Here is a 22,213-nt window from a genome sequence, read left to right as displayed (position 1 = left end):
ACCTGCTGTCCCCCAGTTGGGTGCGAAGAGCTTAGGCGGACTTCTGCGCCACGAGCTCGATTTCCACCAGCATCTGCGGATCCAGGAACGGCAGCACGTGCACCAGGGACAGCGTCGGGCGGATCTCGCCGAAGACCTCACCGTGCGCACGGCCTGCGTCTTCCCACTTGCTGATGTCCGTCAGGTACAGCTTCGACTGCACCACGTCGTCATAGGAGAAGCCGGCGTCCTCGAGGACCGTGCCGAGCTTTTCGAGGATGTACTTGGTCTGGGAGTAGAAGTCGTCACCGACGATTCCGTCAGGACCGCTGGCAGCCGTCGCCGAAATGAAGAGAGTGTTGTCCACCTGGACTGCGCGGGAGTAACCAAGGGTCTGTTCCCAGACCGATCCCGTGCCGAATGTCTTGCGCATGCCGCGCCTTCCTGTCGTTGCGCCCGGCCCGGTGACCGGCGCTTCGAAGGAAACTTTATGACTGCCCGAGCTCGAGCCTGTAAACGAACAGTTTTATGTCGGTGCCCGGAACGAACCAGTCACGCTCCGGAGCGCGGTCGAAGCCGGTGCGCTTGTACAGCGCGTTGGCACTTTCCCACGTCGCCCCGGTTGTCAGCGATACGGCGTTGATGCCGTCCATGGACTTCGCCTGGTCGACGACGGCCTGCACCAAGGCGCGGCCCGCGCCTGAGCGCTGGACGGCCGGATCTACCACGAGCGTCCGCAATTCCAACTCGTCCGCCAGGCCAATGTCGGAGAAACCACCGCCGGCCGGAGCTGCCGTGACAGAACCGATCACTTGGCCGTTGCGCTCCGCAACGAGGATCTCTGCGTGCTCCGCGCGCCCGGCGACGTCCTGGAGTTTCTGCAGGTACGGGTGGTCGGCGTCGCCGTAGTACCCCGCCGTCACGTAGGAGTCCTGCGTAATGCGGGCAACGGCGTCGTAGTCTTCAGGCAGGGCGGGACGGACGGTAATCGGCGAAAGCACCTACCAATGGTAGTCGCGACGTGGATGTCCCGGGCGCCAAATGCCCCTTTCCGTGATGGAACTATCACCTGGGCGGATCTATCACCTGCGCCGGCGGCCAGCCCCGCACGACGCCCGACGGCGACGGGCTGGGTTGGGTGGCTCCGGCGGCATGCTTTCTATTGCCTCCCGTGGCGTTGAATGCCGTCCCGTTTCGTCCGGTGAACCCCGGTTTCGCGCTGTTTCGGCCACATGTCGGGATGCTGGCGGTGGTCTTCGACGACGTGCTTAAGTTGCCACACACCCGCGCCGAACCGTCCCGAACCGAGGAGAAACCATGACCCCGCCAAAGCGCCAACTGCACCTTAACGCCTTCCTCATGAGCACCGGACACCACGAGGCCTCGTGGCGCCTTCCGGAAAGCGATCCTTTTGCTTCCACCAAGATCGAGCACTACCAGCACCTTGCCCGCACCGCGGAACGTGGCAAGCTGGACTCCATTTTCTTCGCCGACTCCCCCGTCCTCTTTGGCGAGGTGGGTCGTCGTCCGGCCGGAAAGCTGGAGCCCACGGTGCTGCTGACGGCGATCGCCACCGCTACCCAGAGGATTGGGCTGATTGCCACTGCATCCACGACGTACAACGACCCCTTCAACCTGGCACGCCGTTTCGCTTCCGTGGACTGGGTCAGCGGAGGACGTGCGGGCTGGAACGTCGTGACCACCGCAGGACCGGACGCCGCGCGGAATTTCGGCGTGGATGACCAGCCGGCACATGCTGTCCGCTACGAACGGGCAGCCGAGTTCATCGAGGTAGCCCAGAAGCTCTGGGACAGCTGGGAAGATGACGCAATCCTGGCGGACAAGGCCGAAGGCGTCTGGGGAGACGACACAAAGATCCGCGTCATCGATCACGAAGGGAAGCACTTCCGCGTCCGCGGCCCCCTGAACGTTCCCCGCTCACCCCAGGGCCACCCCTTGATCGTCCAGGCCGGTTCCTCGGAGAACGGAAAGAACCTTGCGGCCCAGTATGCCGAGGCCGTTTTTACTGCGCACCAGACCTTGGCCGGCGCACAGGAGTTCTACACGGATCTGAAGGCACGAACGGCAGCCGCAGGAAGGGACCCGGAAGGCATTAAGATCCTGCCCGGCATCGTACCTGTTATCGCTTCGACCGAGGCCGAAGCCCTTCGGCTGGACCGTGAGCTTGATGAACTGATCAAACCCGAGTACGCACGCGAACAGCTGGCCCGGACCTTGCGGCTTGCGCCCGAAGACCTGCCCTTGGACCGGCAGCTTCCCGCGGACCTGCCCTCCGAGGACGAGATCGAGGGAGCCAAGAGCCGCTACACGCTGATCGTTGAATTGGCACGCCGCGAGCAGCTGACCGTCAGGCAGCTGATTGGACGGCTGGGTGGAGGCCGTGGGCACCGAACATTCTCAGGCACGCCGGAACAAGTGGCGGACGCCATCCAGGAATGGTTCCAGGCCGGGGCAGCTGACGGCTTCAACATCATGCCGCCTGTTCTTCCTTCGGGTCTGGAGATCTTCGTGGACCAGGTGGTGCCGATCCTGCAGCAGCGCGGCCTCTTCCGCACCGAGTACACGGCCACCACCCTGCGGGGGCACTACGGGCTGGAACGGCCCGCCAACCGTTATGCGGGAAGCGCCGCCCAGGAGCTGACGTCGATTGGTTCCGCCTTCTAGGCCGACCCCGCAGGTGGGTTGATCAACGTTTGGGCCAGCTCCACGATGGCCCTTCGAGTGCTCCGAGGCCCTTGATCCTGGTTTCACCCAGCTCCTTGTAGAGCTCGTGCTCATGGGCAGACCCGGTCTCCCGCAATGCCGTGAGCAGCGCTTCGGAATGGGTCACGACAATCAGCTGGCTGTAGGCGCTGGCCTGGACGATCAGTCCGGCCAGCGCCGGCATCAGGTCAACATGCAGGCTGGTCTCGGGTTCGTTCAGCACCATGAGTTCCGGGGGTCGCGGAGTCAGGAGGGCGGCCGTGAGGAGCAGGAACCGCAAGGTCCCGTCGGAGAGTTCTCCGGCTTTCATCGGCCTGAGCATGCCCGGCTGTTTGAGTTCCACACTGAACCTGCCGTCGTTGACAGCGATGTCCAGCCGGCTTCCCGGAAAAGCGTGGCCGACGGCGGCATCCAGCTTCTTCTCGAAGCCCACCTCCCGCAGTGTCTGGAGGGCGGCGGCGAGATCCCTGCCGCTGTGGTGCAGGACAGGCGTGCGGGTCCCGATCTGCGCCTGGCGGGCGGGAGCGTCCGGGTCCGTGCGGAAGTGGTCATAGAAGCGCCAGGAACGCACTGAGTCCCGCAGCCGCAATACCTCTGGCGCACGGTCCTGATCCGAAACTTCCGTGAGCAGGCTTTGGAAGGTATCCAGACGCCGCGACAGCTCTGTCCACTCACCGTCGACACCACGGAGTTTAGCCAAACTGCCCTTGCGGTCCACCAACAATGATCCGGGCCTGGCCACCGGACCCGAAAAGATTTGCTCCCGCTTGATTTCGGGGTCCAGGGCGAACGCTGAGGGACGTGGACGGCCCGTCTCCTGGTCGAATCCTGTCCCTCCAGGAACAGGCATGCCCAGGTCCACCAAGTAGCCGAAGTCGTCCCCGGAGTAGCCCAGCTTCAGGTTCACGGAAGCCTGGCGGACAGTGCCTTGCACAGGCACCTCACCCCGGCGCATGGCGTGACTGATGTTCTCAGGTCCAGCCCAGAGCGTCGATGCCAAACCGCCATCCCGGGCCAAGGCGCCCACCACGTTACCCGCATCCCCTCCCCCGCACTCAGCCAGCAAGCGCAGCGCCCGGTACAGCGACGACTTTCCACTCCCGTTGGCTCCGGTCACCACATCCAAACCATGGAGCTCGATGGCAAGGTCCCGGATGGAGCGGTAATTGGCAATGGCCAGCGTCCTGATCACGGGTTGCCGGTCACAAAGGGAATTTTCCGGAAAGTTCGAGGGCTCCGGCACACATCCAGGCCGCGAGGCGATCCTCTGTGCTCGGGCCACCATCCAAGGGGCTGGTCAAACGGGGCCTTCGCACCCAGCAGCCGGCTTCTTCTGCTATCAGGGCACCGGCAGCGAAATCGTGCTCGTTCAGGCCACGCTCACCATACGCGTCAAAGGTCCCATCAGCCACCAGGCAAAGGTCCAGCGCAGCAGAACCCAGCCGACGAACATCCGCGAAACCTTCCATGAGCTGGGCCAGACCCGCTGACTGGTCTGCCCGGGTACCGGGGTCGTAGCTGAACCCCGTCGCCAGGATCAGGCCGGTCCGTCCGGGAACAGGGCCCACCAGCGCAGTGGTTTCACCTGCCGTTTGCAGGCGGGCTCCCTGGCCACGGGCTGCCGAATACACGCGCCCAAGGACCGGTGCGTGAACGACGCCGGCCAGCCACACGCCGTCGGAATCCGCCACGGCAACAGAGGTGGCGTAGTAGGCGATGTTGCGGATGAAGTTCGTGGTCCCATCCAACGGGTCAATGGACCAGCGATACCCCGAGGGGCTACTGGGCCGCGTGGTCCCGTGTTCCTCCCCCGTGATGGTGTCGCCGGGCCGTTCGGCCAGGATCGCTTCCCGGACCGCGTTCTCTGCAGCGACGTCAAAGGCCGTGACCCAATCGCCGGCCTCGCCCTTGTTGGTGGTCTCCAGGCCGTCGCCCGCAGTACCGCTGACGGATCGCCGGGCCAGCACGGCGGCTCCTGCGGCCGCCGCACGTTTGGCGATCGCAAGCAGTTCAGTGACGTCCGTCATTTGGCTTCGGCCTCCGCTGCTGCCCCGGTGTCCGCCGCAGCTTCTGTCCCAGTGTCTGATTCCGTTTTTGCCGGGCCGTTGGCCAGGAGATCGCGGAAGCCGTCCTCGTCCAGCACTGGAACGCCCAGCTGTTCAGCTTTGTCCAGCTTGGTCCCGGCGCTCTCACCCGCCACCAGGTAGCTCGTGTTCTTGGAGACGGAGCCGGAGGCCTTGCCACCACGGATGATGATGGCTTCCTTGGCTTCATCGCGGCTGAAGTTGGGCAAGGTTCCGGTGACGACCACTGTGAGGCCCTCAAGGGTCCGCGGAACGGAGGTGTCCCTCTCGTCCTCCATCCTCACCCCTGCCGCAGCCCAGCTGTCCACGATCTCGTTGTGCCAATCCACCGCGAACCACTCCTTGAGGGCAGCAGCAATGGTTGGCCCCACGCCGTCGACGTGCGCAATCTGTTCCTCGGTTGCGTTGCGGATGGCGTCCATGGTGCCGAACGCCGTCGCCAATGCCCGCGACGCCGTCGGACCCACGTGCCGGATGGACAATGCCACCAGAACCCGCCACAGAGGCTGCTTCTTGGCCTTCTCCAGTTCCACGAAGAGCTTCTCCGTGGTGGCCGTGGGCTTGGAAGGCGACTTGGCCGTTCCCTTGGTGTAGAAGTACGGCACGAGCTCGTACTGGCCTGTTCCCACCCCCTTGGACCGCTTTTCCCTCCGGATCAGAACGTCCGCGAGGTCCTCACGCGTCAGGCTGAAGAGCCGGGCCTCGCTGGTGAGGGGCGGGATCTCGGGCTCTGCAGGCTGGGTGAGCGCAATGGCCGCTTCCCAGCCAAGGGCCTCGATGTCGAAAGCACCCCGACCAGCCAAGTGGAAGACACGCTCACGGAGCTGTGACGGGCAGGACTTGGCGTTGGGGCAACGGATGTCCACGTCGCTCTCCTTGGCCGGTGCCAACGGAGTTCCGCAGGAGGGGCATTCGGTGGGCATCACGAATTCGCGCACCGGAGGATCTTGTTTGTCGCGCAACGCCAGCACGGGGCCCACGATTTCCGGGATGACATCGCCGGCCTTGCGGAGGATCACGATGTCGCCGATCATCACCCCCTTGGCTTTGACGACGTCCTGGTTGTGGAGGGTAGCCATCCCCACCGTTGAACCCGCGACCTTCACCGGCTCCATCAAACCGAAAGGCGTCACGCGCCCCGTCCGGCCAACGTTGACGGCGATGTCCAGGAGTTTGGTGTGCACTTCCTCCGGTGGGTACTTGTAGGCAGCGGCCCATCGGGGTACGCGGGAGGTGTAGCCCAAGGCGCGCTGGGTGGCGAAGTCATCGATCTTGACCACGATGCCGTCAATTTCATGCTGAAGGTCGTGGCGGTGCGCGCCGTAGTGCGCGATGAACTCCAGGACTTCCTCAAAGGTTCCCAGCACTTTGAGATAGGGGCTGACAGGGAGACCCCACTGTTCCAGCAGCTTGTACGTCTCGGACTGGCTCTTGGCGTCCAGTCCCTCACGGGCTCCGATGCCATGGACATACATGCTGAGCGGACGCTTTGCCGTTTCAGCCGGGTCCTTCTGGCGCAACGAACCCGCAGCAGCGTTGCGGGGGTTGGCCAGGGGGGCCTTGCCCGCGGCCACCAGGGTCTCATTGAATTCAACGAACGCCTTTGAAGGAATGAACACTTCCCCGCGGATTTCCACTTCGGAGGGGTACCCGGACCCGCTCAGTTCCCGTGGGATCTCCTTGATGGTGAGCACGTTGTGGGTGATGTCTTCACCGGTGGTGCCATCGCCACGCGTCGCCGCGCGGACAAGCTTGCCGTCCCGGTACAGGAGGTTCACGGCAAGTCCGTCGATCTTCAACTCCGTGAGCCAAGCGATGGGTGGGACGGAATCTCCAAGCTTTGCTACTGACGCTTCAGCCTTGCGGACCCAGGCCTCGAGCTCCTCCAGGGAAAAAACGTCGTCCAGGCTGTACATACGCTGCAGGTGTTCCACCGCGGCGAAAGCCGAGGAGACTTCACCACCCACTTCCTGCGTCGGTGAGTCATTGGTGACCAGTTCCGGGTGGAGGGCTTCCAGCTCTTCCAGCCGACGGTAGAGTTCATCAAATTCGGCATCCGAGACCGTAGGCGAATCTTCCTGGTAGTAGGCATACCGGTACTTGCGGACGAGGTCCGCAAGTTCCTCGTATTCCTCCCGAAGGGACCCCGACGGTGGGGTCCCTTCCTCTGCGACGATGGCCGCAGCCGCCTCTTGGGTTGTGGTGTCGACCGGATCCGGATTCTCTGGTGTGCTCACAGGTCTATCTTGCCGCAACCGGCCGACATTCTGGCCCAACAGACTCCTAGCTGCGGTTTTCCGGGGGCATGGCGATCTGCAGTTTGCGGACCTTGCCCCTGCCCACAATGTATCCGCGTCCGGGAATGAAGTCCTTGCTGATGCGGCCCAGCGAGGTATTGAGGAGGGTGTCGCCCTCCACGTCCCCGGGGTTGAGCAAGAGTCCTCGGCGTCCCGACTTGAAGGGCTGCGCCAAGGACCATGCCTGGGACCAGGTGGAGGTTTCGGACTCGCCCACTACCCATTGGTCTGCCTTGATGGCGGCGGTCACCAAGCGGCCCACTCCCGACTCTGCGAGGGTGTCCGTGAACTCGGTCAGACCTTCAATGAAGATTGCCATGCTGCCCGGGTTGTCGGACGCTTTGTCGATGAGGTCGTCAATGACATCGGAGACCTCATCGGGCCCTACCAGCGAGCGGCTCCATATGTTCAACGACGCCACGGCCGAGCGGCGTGAGCCGATGTAGATCAGGTCGGTACGCGGGTTCGAACGCCGCAAGGCGTACGCCAGGGTGACAAGCGCAACAGTCCGGCCGGAGCCGGGAGGACCTGCCAAGAGGAGCGAACCCTTGGCGGCGATGGCCGCAGAACCCAGCGATTCGTCGTCGACACCAATAACAGGGTTGTCCGGGGCCCCGGAGGGCAAGATGTCCAAGTCCACGAGCTCGGGAAGGCGCTGGATCTGCGGTGCCTGGTCCAGGCCCTGGCGGACCATTGCCTGGCTCAGCTTGGCCACCTCACGCGCCTGGAGGGCCAGGTTGGAGTTCCCTCCGAGCACGGCGAGCTGGACTTCCAGTCCGTCCAGCAGCCCGCGCCCGGGTGGCGAGGCAGCGCTGAGGACGTCCTTGGGGACATCCATGGTCATGTAGTCGTCCTCGGAGCTCAGCCGCAGCACCAACCGCTTCTGGATGGAGGCAAGGAGCGACGCCGGAACGGAGTTGGTGCGGTCACCGCTGACGACGAGGTGGATGCCGAGGGGACGGCCATCCGTGGCGAGTGTCAGGAAAATGTCCCACAGTGCGGACAGGTTGCTGTACTCGTAGCCTTCACGGAAAGCCGACATGCCATCCACCAGGACGAAGATGCGCTTCTCGTCCGGCCGGTTGGCCAATTGCCGGTATTCGACAATGGTGGAGGCCCTGACCTCGGCGAAGCGTGCCGCCCTGTCATCGGCCACTTCCTTGAGCCAGCGCAACAGGCGGCCAACACGCTCAACGTCGTCTCCATTAATGATTTCGCCAACGTGCGGAAGACCGTCCAGCATCTTAAGGCCTGAGGAACCACAGTCGATGCCGTACACGTGCACCGGACCACCGCGCGGAGTCACGGCTGCGGCGATGGCAATGCCCCGCAATGCTGCCGACTTGCCGGATCCGCCCGTACCGTAGACGGCCATGTTGCCGTCCTTGTCCGGCTCGTAGAACACAGTGGGCTGGTCCTGGTGGGCGGGATCGTCGGCGACACCCAACAACAGCCGCTCGTCGGTGCGGGGGTTGGGGAGCTTGGAGAAATCGTAGGTCATGGCGAGTTCGTTGAGCCACGGTTTCCGCGGCGGAGCAACGGACAGGACGTCGGCCGCACGGATGATGTTTGCCGTCATACGGGCGATGTCGTTGGGCCCGGCGGGCTCTTCTTCCACCTGCGCCTCCAGCGGCGGCTCCCACACCGCTCCGGAGCCGAAAGCCATCTCCACGATGTCGATCCGGGGTCGTTGGGGCTTCTCTGTGCTCCAGCCACCGGCATAGCCGGTTTGGAAGCCCTGGATCCGCCCGGGCCCTGTCTTGGCCGCTCCACGGCCGGGAATGGACGGATCGAAGTAGGCGGCAGTAGGGACACCCAGGATGTCCACCGCGTCCACTTCATCCGCCATGCGCAAGGCGACACGGAGGTTGGTGTTGGCCCGCAGGTTGTCTTTGATGACACCTGCAGGGCGCTGGGTGGCCAGGATGAGGTGCAGGCCCAGGGAGCGGCCACGGGCCGCGACGTCCACTACGCCGTCAACGAACTCGGGGACTTCGGTGGCAAGGGCGGCGAATTCGTCCACAATGATGATCAGGTACGGCGGAGCCTCAGGGTCGGCTTCGCGCTGGAGCGCCAGGAGGTCCTTGGCTTTTTTCCTGTTCAGTAGCCGTTCGCGGTAATGCAGTTCTGCCCGCAAGGAAGTCAAGGCCCTGCGCACCAGGTGCGGGGACAAGTCCGTCACCAGGCCCACAGTGTGCGGCAGACGCAAGCAGTCCGCGAAAGCAGCCCCGCCCTTGTAGTCCACAAAAAGGAAGCTCACGCGGTCGGGGCTGTAAGCGGCGGCCATGCCCATGACCCAGGACTGCAGGAACTCGGATTTACCGGCACCGGTGGTTCCGCCCACCAGCGCGTGCGGGCCCTCGTTCTTCAAGTCAAGGTAGAACGGCTCCACGCCTTTGGAACCCACCAGAGCACGGAGGCTGCCATTGTCCTTGCGGTTGGGAACCGCGGTGGCGTGCACGGAGTTGTTTTCCTGCCACCGCTCAGCCACGGCGTGTGGGTTGTCCATCAGTTCTTTGCCGATCAGCGTGGCGTAGGAGACGGCGCGCGGGAGGTCGGAGTCGTCCTCAAGCGGGTTTCCGACGTCGACCAGCGGCGACATCATGCGCGCCAGCTGGGTGGCGAGATCGGCGTCGAGGCTTTCGCAGCTTACCGGGTAGGTGTGGCGGCCCAAACGGACCTGGCCCGTCGTGGTGCCGTGGTCGCCGTCGACGGAGAGGAAGTCGCGGCATGCGGCAGGCAGCGACTGCACATTGGCCGCCACCCACATCACGTGCACGCCGTAATCGGGCCCACGCTCGACCAGCCTTGTGAGGCGGCCCCGGTCGACGGGGGCGTCGTCCTCCACGATCACCAGGACGGCCGGAACCATCGGGGCGGGAATTTCTTCACTTTCGTCCTTGAGTGCCGGACGCGGCTGCGGGCCGGGCTCCTTGGACAAGGCCTCGCGCTCTTCCACGAGGTTCTCCAGCCGGGACAACAACGCCGCGCCCGCGCCCGGGCCGGCGGCAAGATGGTCACCGGCGAGCGGGCTGTGGCCCGAACCGACATGCGGGAGCCACTGCAGCCAATCCCAGCGCTCACGCGAACGCGGCGACGTCAGGGCGGTAAGGACCACCTCGGCGGGTGAGTGGAGGGCCACCAGCTGGAGCACCACGCCGCGGGCCACATCGTCCACGACGCTGCGATCGCCGGCGACGCCGAAGGAACCGGAGGTACGCAGCTGCGACACGATCGGCACGCCCTCGATCACTCGGACCTGCTGCAGGCATTCCTGGATTTCGCGCATGTACTGCGGTTCTGTCTCATTGGCGGCAGGCTCATCGAAGGGGATGCGCGAAGGTGCGGATCCCAGGCCGAAGCGCACACCCAGGAAGTGCTGGTGTTCGGGGCGGTTGGTCCACAATAAGGGGCCCAGTTTGTAGATGGCGTCCACGGTGTCGCTGACCGACGGCGCTTCCTGCAGCCGTACGGCACGCTCGATGTTCTGCTGCCTGTCGATGTCCTCGCGGAAGGCCAACATTGAGGCCTTGAACTGCTTGTGGCCTTCCTTTACCTGGCGCTTGCTTTGCATCTTGTGGTCGACGTAGTGACCGACAATGAACAGCGGCATCATGGCCATGAAGAGCACAGACAACAGGTTCTGCGTCACGGCGAAGAGCACACCGCCCATCAGCAGTGGCGCAACCAGCATGATGTACGGGAACGGTTGGTGTTCAGGCCGCTTGGGGCCGGCCGGCGGGACCCGCTTGGGTGATGCGAACCGTGGCAGGACGCGCGGTGAGCGGTTGAAGTCAACCAGCGGCGAGGAGGGTCCGCCGCCGTGGTTGCGGGACAGCGAGACTACTCCCACCGTCGTATCGCCAAGGGTCACTGTGTCCGAGGACGCCAGCGTCGCCCGGGTGACCGGCAGTCCGTCCATGAGCAGTCCGTTGGCGGAGTTCGTGTCCACGATTTCCACGGTCTCCCCCACTGTGATGCGGGCGTGGCGCTTGGAGGTGAGCGGATCCGAGAGGCGGATGTCAGCGTCCCGGTCCCGGCCGATGTAGCTGGTCCCGAACGGCAGCGAAAATTCGCGGCCGACGTCGGGCCCTGACATCACGCGCAAGGTCGCCGCCGCGGGTCCCCTGTTGGTCCCGTGGCCGGTGGAGGCGAATTCCTCGCTGACGTGGGCCAGCGAAACCTTGGATCCCGGGCGAAGACCGGACTCCAGCAGGTTGTCTGTCGGTCGGAGAACGTGGCCGGAGAGGCCACCGCCGACGAACGCTTCGTCCACGCTGATGGACAGGTTCGACGGCGGTTCGGTCCCCTTGCGTGCGGGGTCGGCGGCCCATAGTTCGGTGGCAATGTCGGCCACGGTGGCACGGCCATCGACCGTTACGGCGAGGTCCTTTGCTTCCGCAGGGTCACGCCGCAATGTCAGGCGGAACTTCATCCTTCGTCGACTCCACTCATTTTCTCAAGAAGATGCAGGTCAGCCGGCGTTACCAAGTGGGACGTCACGGCGTGCTCCACCAGACGGGCCCGGCGGTTGGTGGCAAGTTTTCCTGCTCCCCCGCGCAGGCCCACAACGCCCACCCGGTCCAGTTTGTCGCACACGTTATCGAGCTTGCGGTTGAACCGGGTGAGGGCCCAGCCCAAACGCTTGGCAGCTTCCGCGGAGGACGGAATGGCACTGAAGCCGGTACCCTCCCGCCGCAGCATGGGTTCGGCCAAGGCAACAATGAGCGCCTTCTGCGAGTCAGTGAAAACCACAGGCCCGATGGTGGTGTCCCCGGCCTGGTCGTCGTCGCGGGCCTCGTGCCGGAAAGACGGTGTTTTCAGGTGCACCGCGAACTCGTAGGTGGTGGGGCCAGCGGTGAAGATGACGTTGGTGTGGCTGAACACCAGCGGAATCCTGGCACCGGGTGCAAGCCACGCCTGCATGCCGCCCGAGCCGTCCGCGATGGTGGCGGAGAGCATGCTGCCAACGTTGCTCAACCACCAGATCCCGTCGTAACGGGCAATCTGCAGGAAGCGGCGGTGCAGGTACGGGTTGTCGTCAACCTCGAGATCGCCTTCGCGGCCGATATCGAAGACGTCTTCGTCGGATGGTTCGTACCATTCCCCACAGAAATCTATTGCTAGATCCCCCATGATCTGTGCCTCCTCAGTGGGCGGTGTGACTTTTGCGTTGGCCGGTTGCTACTCCACACAGGCGATGGAGCCCTTCTCTCCCGGAGATGCCGAACCGTCAGCACGGACAATGATGACCTGGATGCAGAGCTTCTCTTCCTTGCCAAAATAAGCACGGGCCTTCGGCTCCTTGACGGACTCGTAATCGCCTTCGGGGATGAGGGCGGTCCGGTACCGCCATTTGTACGTGTCACCGGGCTTGGTTTGCGGATTGGTCCAGCTGAAGTTGGCGAAGTCCGGCTTGGCAGGGTCCCGGCTTCCGGTCAGGCCTTCCACCTCCGGTACTCCGCCATCGCCCAGGGGATCCGCGGGCTTCACGCTTGCTGCCTCAGTCGGTACGACCTTCGGCTGCGCGTTGGCGCCGAGGACAACCCCGACGACGATCGCGACCACCAGGACCGCGGCACCAGTCACCGCGAGCCACACGTTGCGCTTGCTGTGGTCAACAGCCGGTGCTTCTTCCTGGGTTTCGGATGCTGCCCTCGATGAGGTGCGGCTGACCGTGTCGTCGACGTTCGCCGTCCGGCCCGATGGCTGCCAGCCACGAAGGACCGTGGATTCGCCGGAGTCGGTGTCAGCCCCTGCTGCCTGCTGGGTATGGAACTGCGGAAGCGGCTGTTGTGGGGACGCCTGCTGGGCGGGCGCTTGCCAGGCAGCGGGCTTGTGCGTGGTCTGCGACGCGTTGGCAGCATGCGCCGTACCGCCTGGCACAGTGGACGGGAAAGTGCGTGCCGGGAAGGTAGGGGCGGAGCCGGCCGTGGCAGTGCCCGATGCGTCCGGATCGATCGATGCGATGCTTCTGACCCGTGTTTCCTCGACGTTGTCGTCAGGGTGTTGCTCATCCCCATGCCCGGGTTCTTCGAGCACCTCGAAGGGCGTCACCGACAGGTTCAGCTCGGCCTGGATGCGCTGCAGCGCCAGGGCGAAAGCATGCGCCGAGGAGTAGCGGGATCCGGGAGACTTGGCCATGGCCGTTGCCAGCGCGAGTTCCAGGGATTCCGGGACGTCGGCACGGCCAAGCCTGGGAAGGGGTGCGTTGGTGATGCGGGAGATCAGTTCGCGCTGCGAGTTGTCCTGCCCGGGAAGCACGAACGGTGAGCGGCCCGCCAGGAGCGTATAGAGCGTGGCGCCCAGGGCCCAGATGTCGACCGGAACACCGTCCACTGCGCCGCCGCGGAACTGCTCGGGCGGCGACCATGGAATGGACATTCCGGCGTCGTCCTCGGAGTCGGCACCGATGGTGCCGGAGATACCGAAGTCCGTCAGTGCCGGACGGTTGTAGTCGGTGACAAGAATGTTGGCTGGCTTGATGTCCCGGTGCACGATTCCGGCCCGGTGGGCGGTCTCGACGGCGGACGCCACCTGGATGCCAACGGCAAGGACCTCGTCTACACTGAAGCGCTGGCGCCTGTACCGCACATCGAGGCTGGGCCGTGAGCAGTACTCCATAGCCAGGTACGAGTGTCCGGTCTCGGTGATCTCCGCTTCGAAGATCGTCACGATGTAAGGGTGCGAGGACAGCTGCGCCATCAGGTTGGCTTCGGACTCGAATCGGCGGCGGGCACCCTCGGTCTTGAGGTCCGACAAAAGCACCTTGACGGCTACTTTTCGACGCGGCCTGTCTTGCTCGTAAAGGTAGACGTCGGAAAAGCCACCCGAGCCGAGCAGGCTGATGTATTTGAAGCCCGGGATGGGTGGAGGCGGCGCGGGGGGCCTCTTGGAACTCAAAGAATCTCCTCAAAACGCAATGAAATGTCGTCGCCGAGTTCGGCAATGTCGCCGTCCAGCAGGATTGCCATCTCATTCTGGGCAAGTCGGCGGGGTGCCTGGCCTTCGCGGATGAGCACGGTGCCATTGGTGGCTTTGAGATCGCACAGCATCACGTGCCACCCTTCCAGCCGGACCTCCACGTGGGACCGGGAGATGTCCCCGCCAGGGCTCTCCACCTGGACCAGCCGGGGCATGGTGCCACCTTGGACACGCGAAACCGAGGGCTGGCGGCCAATGATGAGCGACTGGTCCAGGTCGATCAGTTCCCCGGTGGAAAGCCGCATGCGGCCCAGGCGCGGCCGCGGAACATGAACGGCATCCCCGCTGATGGGAACGCCACACACCGAGCACAGCGGATAGGTGGGCGGATTGGCGTGCCCCTCTGAACAGACTCTGGCAAGGACGCTCGGGCCGCTGACAGCAGGGGCGTCACCGGATGTCGCGGCCTCCCCCACGTCATTGGTCCGGGGTAGGCTGCTTTTCATGATGGTCTGGCCGTCGTGGTCCGAGTCTTCATCCACGGCGCCGCCCGCGGGTGCCAGTGCCGGTGCAGGTGTCCAGGCAGCCGGAACCTGCGGTGCCGGCGGCGTGGACGGCGCGCTGCGGAGCCAGGGAACCGACTCGATCAGGCCGCCGGATGCGGCCGAAGCGGCGGATTGACCGACTTCCGGCGCAGGCACAAGCGTCAAAGGTTCCGGGGCGGGTTGTTCCGTTTCCGACGCCGGTTGTGGAGCCGACGGCGGTTGTGGAGCCGGTGCATGGGTGGCAGGGGCGTCGTGGTCATCAGCCTCGCTCTCCAGGCGGACTGCAGCGTCCTCGATATTGCGCATCACCGTCTTATCCCACAGGTGATCGTAGTTCGTGGTGTTTTCCAGCGAGGGGCTCAACGGATCCGTGGTGCTGGTGTGGACCGGGACCTCGTGGTCGTTCGCAACAAGGTCCTCAACGCTTCCGGCTGGAGAGGGATCCCCGGCAATGGAACCGACGTCCAGCAAGCCCGTTCCGTCCTCATCGACGTGGGATTCCGCAGCATCTTCGGCGGCATCGAGGTCAGCCGCCTCCGGTTCCTCGGATCCGGATTCGTTCCCAGAGGCGGATTCGTCGCCCGGAGCAGACGCGTCGCCGAGGTTCCCGTTAATGACGGGCGCTTGACCGGGTGCAATCGTCAGTCCAAGGTCGGTTTCGTGGTATCCGATCATGGTTTCGTCGGAGACAGAAACCGCAGATGCCGGCATCGGAGGCTCCGCCGCTTTCGGCGTGAGGGCAGGATCCGCACCTGCCGGCTCAGAAGCCGGTTGCGCCGTCGGAGGCTCCTCCAAGGGAGCGCCCTGGCCACGGGCTTCCAGGGACGCCAACAGCACCACGCCGTCCTTCACCGGGAGGGCATCCAAACGCGGGCGGTCCGTCGCGCCGGCAGCGTTTGCCCCGATGTGGATGCTCAAGGAAGTGGCTCCGACAATGCGGCGCTCAGTCCACGTGGTGACCTCACGGCCTGTGAGGTGTTCCTGGCGATCGGCCAGTTGCACTACCAATTCGAGGTCGCCCCGGAGGAAGACCCGTAGCGCATCCTTGGAATCAATAATTCCGAACGGCGGGATCCTGCTGAGCGAAACACCAAAAGCCTCGGTCACCTCGTGCAGGACCTCATGGGCTTCGGGCGATGAGGCCAGTAGTTCCCACACGGTGTCGATCAGGGCGTGAGGCGTTTCCGGACCGAGAAGTACAGCTGTTCCGTTGCGGATAACACCAAACCACCCTCCCTGCCGGTACCGCGTATGGGACAGGAGACTACTGCTTGCCATCGGTGTCTTCCTCGTAGTCAGTGCCGTTTACCCAGGCTTTGGGGAGGGTGTCCTCCTCCACGTCTGTCCCGACTTCCGGGCGGGGCGCCGTGATGGCGATACCGGCGTCGTTCAGTACGTTCTTGGCATCAACCACAATCACCGTGACGTTATCGCGTCCGCCGCTTCGCAGCGCCGCCTGGATGAGCGCGTCCACGGCATCCTGGGGGTGGGCCACTGTGCTGAGGATCCGGAACATGTGGTCATCGCCAAGTTCACCGTTGAGACCATCCGAGCAGACCATGATCCGGTCGCCCTCCTGGATGGGAAGGAGCCAAAAGTCCGCTTCGGTCTCATCCCCGGTGCCCAGGGCACGCGTGACCACGTGGCGGCGCGGATGGACGGCAGCCTGCTCCGAGGTGATGTCCCCGGAATCGACGAGCTCCTGGACTTCCGAGTGGTCTACGCTGATCTGCGCGAACTCACCTTGGCTCAGCCGGTACGTCCGGGAATCGCCGATGTTCATCACCAGCCAGTACGGCAAACCCATCTGTTCCACCACCACCACGCCCGAGAGCGTGGTCCCCGCGCGGGCTCCGGTGGCCTCCCGGATGGCGGCGTCGGCTTTCGAGAGGCATGCCTGCAGGTCCGCGGCAGAGGCGGTCCGCAGCCCTGAGGCGAGCTCGGGAGCGCTCCCGAGGGTGCGCACGCACATGCCACTGGCAATCTCGCCGGCCTCGTGGCCACCCATGCCATCAGCGACTGCGAACACCGGATCGGCAGCAATGAACGAATCCTCGTTCAGCTCCCGACGCAGTCCCCGGTCCGTTCCGTAGCCGTAGCTAAGCCCGAACGAGGACCCGCCGGCGGCTGGGACGGCATCGGCGTTGGCGTTGGTGGCCGGCTGTGAATTCATGCTTGTCCTAGGTGGAAGGAACGGTCCCCGAAATGAACGGTGGAACCTGGCCGGACGAAAGATGCCTCGCCGGGTGTGAGCCTGGTTTGCAAGCCATCAGGGGTGGTGACAGCGCTGCCGTTGGTGGAGTTGCGGTCCGTCACCCACACGCCATCCCCATCCACGCGCAGGTGCAGATGGGTTTTGGAAATCGACCTGCCGGGATCTGACACCGGCAGGAGCTGCTCGACGACTTCCCCGGGCTGCGCAGCGGGATTCCGTCCAAGAAGGACACTTCCGCCGAGCTGGACGTCCTGGCCGTCGTCGACCCGTATCCGCAGGACAGCCTGTGCACGGGCCGTACCAGGACGCATCTGGGTGCGCTCGACGTCGTCGTCAGGATGGGCGGCCAGGCCGGGCGCCGGAACCGTGGGAAGCTGCGGCGCGACCGGAGCTTCCTGCGCTGCTGGCGCCTGCTGCGTGAGAGGCGCTTGCTGCGGAGCCGGCACCTGTCGGGGCGTAGGCGGCCGCCACTGGTTGGGGTCATGGGAGGGTTGCACGGCCGGCGCGACGGACGACGCCGGTGCGGCCTGATGTGGCGAGGTGACCTGAGCGGGAGTCGCCTGGACGGGTGCAGGCTGGGTGGCGGCGACCGGGCCGGACGGGCGTCCCGACGGCACCGGGGAGATCACTGGTTGTACCGGCGGCAGATCCATGGGAGCGAAGCTGTAAGGACCTTGGAGACCTCCGGTCGTGACGGGATTGCGGCCGGCATTGACGTCGAACACCAGGGTCTTTGCCGCCTTGTCGTGCCAGCCGCGCACCTTGCCGTTGGAGTCCCAGGCGTTGGAGAGCACCACCAGGATGGCCCAGACAACCCCCAGCACCATCAGCGGCAACGCGATCCATAGCACAAGACCCAGGAGGCCCAACGCCGACAGGATGACAGCAGCCAGTGACCCCACGATCAGGACAGCACCTGTCAGGATGCCCCGGACAAACACTGCGCCGGCGCCCGGGGCGTAGCCATCGGCGTCAGCGCTGCGGATTCCCATGAGCTGGTTACCGATGGTGTTTCCGGACTTCGCCTCGAGGGCCAACAGCACGAAGACGTACACCACGGTCACGGCCAAGCCGATGCTGCCAAGGAGAACCAGCAGTCCGGTGTCGTAAACAATGAAGCCGTTCCGGCGCGTTTGGGTAATGCCCGCGATGCCGATGGCAAACGTTGTGGCGAGGACTGCCACAGGCCCCAGCCAGTCCAACACTGCCGCGCCCAGCCGTTTCCCGGCCGAAGCGGGCACGAGCTCGAGCTTGGTGGTCATAGTGGTCCCTCCCCCTGGCCCAGACGTCCGTTCCGGGACGGTGCTTGTCCCCGGAGGCGCCGGCGGCGCTGGCGCCGACACTACGGAGATACTACCGGGATCGGCCAGACCCTGCCGGGCAGCCGATTCCAGTGCAGCCCGCTGGGCATGGTTGATGTTGCCCTCCTTGCGGGCTCCGCGGTTGTTCAGCGGCGATCCGCACTGATTGCAGAAAGCAGCACCGGGCCGGACAGCGTGCCGGCAGGCCGGGCAAAGTTCCGTCTCACTGCTCATCGCTGCTGTCCTTCGTGAAGGGCAACTTCAAGCGCCGCGCCGCTGGTTCACCGGGAGTTTGGTTCCGGGCAGGACCTTGTTGACGACGACGAAGGGCCGCCCGGGCGTCGGCCAGCAACGACCGCGGTGAGAACCGCGCCTGCTGCCGCTTCCAGAACCCAACGCTTCCGGTGATGTCGGTCAGCGACGTGTCCACAATCTCCCAGTATTCCTTGACCTCTGTCTCACTCGGCTGACCCGCGCCGAACACTGCGGCGTCCGCGCGGTGGGCAAGCATGGTGGTGGTATTACCGGCGGTCGGGAACGCTTCCGCAATCACCGAGGCAGACTCGCGCCTGGTGGACTTGGTGTCGATCGAGGCACCCATGTCGGTGACAAGGCTCAATACCTCGCTCCATCCTGCGCCGACCCGCTGGGCGGGGTGCCCATCACGGAAACGTGCCTTCCGGCGTCGTGATTTCAACAGCAGAATCAGCAGCAACGGCACGGCGAGAATCGCCAACGGAATCAATGCCACGCCGATCGCGGCAAGCAGCGGCCCCCAGAAGAGCCACGGGTTGTTCTTCTTCTCGTCCGCGTCCAGGGCATCCGGAGTCGAGTCCGGCGGCAGATCCGCGGGCTCCTGCGGCGGGGGCGGCGGCTGCAGCACCTGGGGCTTGGGCTTGGACTTGTTCTGCGGGTCCGGGGGGATTGGAACGTTGTCCTTGGGCGGGGTTGGGTCGAACGAAACCCAGCCAACGCGGTCAAAAGCCACCTCTACCCAGGCATGGACATCCTTGCCGGTGATCTTGACGTCGCCGGCGCCGTTTTCAGGGCTCTTGGGATCCGGATAGAAGCCCATGACAACGCGCGAGGGAATGCCCAGATGGCGGAGCATGAGGGACATGGACACCGCGTACTGCTCGTCGTCGCCGAGCATCTGCTTGGCCGAGAGCATGTTGCGGATGCGGGCCGCGCTGTGGCCGGGGAGGCTCGGAAGCTGCCCCTCCGCTACCAGGCCGTTACTGAAAGCTCCGCTCTTTTGGAAGTGCGCCTCGATCTGCCGGACGCGGTCGATCGCGGTCGGTGCGTCCGCCGACAATTCGTTAGCCTGCGAAGCGACGATCGGCGGTACTTCCTCGGCGTCGGGCAGCGTGAGCTTGGCGAAGTCATACTGGGTCAGCTGCCCGTGCTCCAACGTTCCGGGATCGGAGACCTGGACGGTGTAGTTCTCGCCCTTGCCCAGGCCCTTGGTGGTCACCGCGGTGTCGGTGCCCGCATTGAAATAGAGCCCCGATGCTGCCCCGGAGGTGTCCGGGAAGCTCATTCCAGTGGTGTGGCGGCCGCCAGGAACAAAGTAGCCTTGGTAATCCTCAACCGTGATGTCCAGCGTGTAGTTGGTGCCTTGCACCGGGCTCCCGGCATCGGCCAGCGTGTTCAGCGACTTCGCATCGCCCACCTTGCTGAAGTTGCCGGAGCTGTTCGGATCCATGGTGTAGTTCAAGCCGTTGAACGCATCCAAGGCCGCCAACCGCACGCGGGCATCCTTTGGCAGGCCCTTGACGGTGAAGAGGGTGGTGTCCTTTTCGTCCTTGACGAAGTTGCGGAAGCTCGCCAGCGGAGTGATGTAATCCCTCGGATCGAACGGCGGGACGATGGTGTTGCGCAGCACTTTCCGGTCATCGCTGGCAGTCACCAAGGGAGAAGCAAGGGCCGTCACGCCCACTGCGACGGCGATGACGGCGGCAGCAGTCCCGAGGCGGCGCAGCTGACCACGGCGGGCCGTACCGGCGTCGGAATCGGGCCTGTTGGCCGAGACGGTCCTGGTGCTGCGCTGGCGGAGCACCTCGCGGCGGAACGTCGCCCAGACAATCGAGATGATCGTCAGGGAAACGCCGCGCTCCACGTTCAGGAAGCCCGAACTGGTACTGAAGGCAATACCGGTGACGAAGAGGACCAACACCGGAAGCAGCGGCCAATAGGGGCTCTTCAACCGCCAGGTCAGAAGTCCGGCGGCCAGGGCCATGATCAGCGCGCTAAGGAACGGCACAATCAGCGTTCCGTTGGCGGTGCCCACGGGAACCCCGACGGTGAGCATGTCCTTCCAGGAGAAAACGATGCCCAGCAGCAGCGTGCGCAGGGAATCCAGCGACGGCAGGACGCCCAGCACAGCAGAATCAGGAACCGCCAGCGCGGAACCGAACAGCATGTAGGCACCAAAAGTCGCAGCTGCCGTAATCAGCAAACCAAGGCGCAGGTAGGCATTCATGACGGCGATGCCGAGCCCAAGGACCACGCCGCCGAGTCCTGCGACCAGGAAGCGTGCGTCGCCGCCGAAGCTCAGCGTGAATCCGAGGACGCCCAGCAAAAGCAGCACCACCAGGGCGCCGCAGTCGACAAAGAAGTGCCACAAAGGGCGGTCGTCAGCGAACATGGATCCGCCTGCAGCGCGTTTGCGGGCATTGGCCTTCGCGGATTTCTCCGCACGCGGACGCACTCGGACGTTGGGCGCGGTGCTCATGCTGCCGCCTTTCGAAGAACGATGGCGAGATCGTCGAGGTCGCCAACGGTGAGGACGGTCAGGTCCGCGATATTGGCCCTCGACGGCGCAGCGCCGGGTTGGACGCGGACGGCCAGGCTGCGGACTCCCGGCGGGACCGAGGCCGCCGCTGAACGCAGTTGCGTGGCGGTGACGTGGCTGCCCACGACGAAGAACACCACGGAGGCATTCGGGACGGTATCGGACAAGGTCCGCGCAAGGTCGACGGCGGTCTTGCGCATGGGTGCGCCGATGATCCGTGTCATGTCGTCCAGCAGGTTACGGCCGGTTTCGCAGCGGAGCGGACCTTTTTGGGTCAGGACATCCAGGTCGCGTTGTTCGCTGATCGCCTGGCGGCCAATGGATCCGGCCACCGAGATCGCCATTTCGAATTCGGCTTCGGTGTCGTACTCATCGGTGTTGATGGACAGGGAGATAGCCAGGTGGGCGCGGCGCGTTTCCTCGAACTGGCGGACCATGAGCTTGTTGGTACGGGCCGTGGTCTTCCAGTGGATGTGCCGTCGGTCATCGCCTGGCACATAATCGCGAAGGGCGTGGAACGAAACATCGGCGCTGGAAAGTTCGGTGGTGGGCATGCCCTCAAGGTCGCGGATGAACCCTGCCGCTGAACCGCCAAGGGCCACCGTCCGCGGGTGCACGAACAGGTCCACGGGTTCGGTCCAGAGCACCCGGCGGCGCAGCAGGTGGAGGGGGTCGGCGCGCACCGAGCGCACGGGTCCGACGACGATCACGGCGCGGCGGGCCGTCGGGATGGTGAACAGGTCCTCATGCACCTGTGCGGGCTTCATGCGGGGCAAGTGGAACACAGCTGTGTTTGCACCGACAGGCAACTCCAGCGCTGCAGGCAGCAACGGGCGTGCCGAAACATTGGAGACCGCGATGCTTCCTACGGCGTCGTCACCTACGGCCACGCGGGTGCGGGCCAGGTCGAGGACCACACCGTACGCCGAGCGGCCCACAATAAAGCCAATGGCCAGGAGGAACAGCAGGAATGCCACCAAGGCCGCGGACTTGGCTTCCTGCCAGCCCCACGCCTGCCCCGCCCACCAGAGCCCGATTGACGCCGCCAGCACTACCCAGCCGAGCAGGCTGACAACGGAGAGGACCGGCCAGGCATAGCGCAGCCAGAGGGCGCGGAATTTTTCCCACACAGGGGCGAGGATCTCCCCCGCTGCTCCGGCCGCCTCGGACCACACGACCGCGGGGTGCAGTTTCCTGGTATTGCCGGGCCTTTTCGGGCCGCCCGGGCGTTTGCCCGCGTCGTTGCCGGAACCACGCGCGGAGCGCAGGGTGCCGCCAAGTGCTGACGTGGCGCGCTTAAGCGAATCAGCAGCCCGGCTCAGGGGTTTGCTGGAGGACATGTGGGGGCCT

General features: G+C 64.9%; 14 protein-coding genes. 1 reads left to right on the top strand and 13 read right to left on the bottom strand.

The window, feature by feature from the left end:
• Positions 1 to 31 precede the first annotated feature (31 nt).
• Positions 32 to 412 (bottom strand): RidA family protein, encoded by a 381-nt coding sequence (locus ACFVSI_RS15815; protein ID WP_144662015.1) that lies wholly within the window; start codon positions 410 to 412, stop codon positions 32 to 34.
• A 55-nt stretch (positions 413 to 467) separates the two neighbouring features.
• Complete coding sequence (locus ACFVSI_RS15810; protein WP_262277927.1) at positions 468 to 980, bottom strand: GNAT family N-acetyltransferase; 513 nt, start codon at positions 978 to 980, stop codon at positions 468 to 470.
• Between the two features lie 316 nt (positions 981 to 1,296).
• Between ACFVSI_RS15810 and ACFVSI_RS15805 the strand changes: the two genes are divergently transcribed.
• The gene (locus ACFVSI_RS15805) at positions 1,297 to 2,664 is read left to right on the top strand and encodes an LLM class flavin-dependent oxidoreductase (RefSeq protein ID WP_144662013.1); all 1,368 of its coding nucleotides are present in this window, start codon (positions 1,297 to 1,299) and stop codon (positions 2,662 to 2,664) included.
• Positions 2,665 to 2,686: 22 nt separating this feature from the next.
• Here the strand turns inward: ACFVSI_RS15805 and ACFVSI_RS15800 are convergent, their stop codons facing one another.
• Genes ACFVSI_RS15800 through ACFVSI_RS15750 form a run of 11 tightly spaced genes read right to left on the bottom strand, consistent with a single transcriptional unit; the run spans position 2,687 to position 22,203 of the window.
• Positions 2,687 to 3,895, bottom strand: coding sequence for an AAA family ATPase (locus ACFVSI_RS15800; protein ID WP_387825540.1), 1,209 nt, complete (start codon positions 3,893 to 3,895; stop codon positions 2,687 to 2,689).
• A 10-nt stretch (positions 3,896 to 3,905) separates the two neighbouring features.
• A complete protein-coding gene (locus ACFVSI_RS15795) occupies positions 3,906 to 4,730 on the bottom strand; it encodes an inositol monophosphatase family protein (RefSeq protein WP_387825537.1) in 825 nt (274 codons plus the stop codon).
• A complete protein-coding gene (gene ligA / locus ACFVSI_RS15790; RefSeq protein ID WP_387825534.1) occupies positions 4,727 to 7,024 on the bottom strand; it encodes an NAD-dependent DNA ligase LigA in 2,298 nt (765 codons plus the stop codon). The genes ACFVSI_RS15795 and ligA overlap by 4 nt, the downstream gene beginning before the upstream one ends.
• Positions 7,025 to 7,070: 46 nt before the next feature.
• Positions 7,071 to 11,519 carry an FtsK/SpoIIIE domain-containing protein gene (locus tag ACFVSI_RS15785; protein WP_387825531.1) on the bottom strand — a complete coding sequence of 1,483 codons (4,449 nt, stop codon included), beginning with the start codon at positions 11,517 to 11,519 and terminating at the stop codon, positions 7,071 to 7,073.
• Entirely contained in the window at positions 11,516 to 12,220 is a 705-nt protein-coding gene (locus tag ACFVSI_RS15780; RefSeq protein WP_262277921.1) for a hypothetical protein, read from the bottom strand. The genes ACFVSI_RS15785 and ACFVSI_RS15780 overlap by 4 nt, the downstream gene beginning before the upstream one ends.
• A gap of 48 nt (positions 12,221 to 12,268) precedes the next feature.
• On the bottom strand, positions 12,269 to 13,987 hold the full coding sequence (locus ACFVSI_RS15775) for a serine/threonine-protein kinase (protein ID WP_387825526.1): 1,719 nt from the start codon (positions 13,985 to 13,987) through the stop codon (positions 12,269 to 12,271).
• Positions 13,984 to 15,831: a hypothetical protein gene (locus tag ACFVSI_RS15770; protein ID WP_387825523.1), complete on the bottom strand. Its 1,848-nt coding sequence runs from the start codon at positions 15,829 to 15,831 to the stop codon at positions 13,984 to 13,986. The genes ACFVSI_RS15775 and ACFVSI_RS15770 overlap by 4 nt, the downstream gene beginning before the upstream one ends.
• Entirely contained in the window at positions 15,818 to 16,726 is a 909-nt protein-coding gene (locus ACFVSI_RS15765) for a PP2C family protein-serine/threonine phosphatase (RefSeq protein WP_387825520.1), read from the bottom strand. The genes ACFVSI_RS15770 and ACFVSI_RS15765 overlap by 14 nt, the downstream gene beginning before the upstream one ends.
• Entirely contained in the window at positions 16,723 to 18,303 is a 1,581-nt protein-coding gene (locus ACFVSI_RS15760) for an RDD family protein (protein ID WP_387825517.1), read from the bottom strand. The genes ACFVSI_RS15765 and ACFVSI_RS15760 overlap by 4 nt, the downstream gene beginning before the upstream one ends.
• On the bottom strand, positions 18,293 to 20,803 hold the full coding sequence (locus ACFVSI_RS15755) for a transglutaminase domain-containing protein (protein WP_387825514.1): 2,511 nt from the start codon (positions 20,801 to 20,803) through the stop codon (positions 18,293 to 18,295). Before ACFVSI_RS15755 ends, ACFVSI_RS15760 begins: the two co-directional genes overlap by 11 nt.
• Positions 20,800 to 22,203 (bottom strand): DUF58 domain-containing protein, encoded by a 1,404-nt coding sequence (locus tag ACFVSI_RS15750; RefSeq protein ID WP_387825511.1) that lies wholly within the window; start codon positions 22,201 to 22,203, stop codon positions 20,800 to 20,802. Before ACFVSI_RS15750 ends, ACFVSI_RS15755 begins: the two co-directional genes overlap by 4 nt.
• Positions 22,204 to 22,213 lie beyond the last annotated feature (10 nt).

Origin of the sequence: Paenarthrobacter sp. NPDC057981, assembly GCF_042886835.1 — a bacterium.
Taxonomy (GTDB): Bacteria; Actinomycetota; Actinomycetes; order Actinomycetales; family Micrococcaceae; genus Arthrobacter.
The sequence above is the reverse complement of the archived record's forward strand: the minus strand, read 5'-3'. Positions and strand labels throughout refer to the sequence as shown.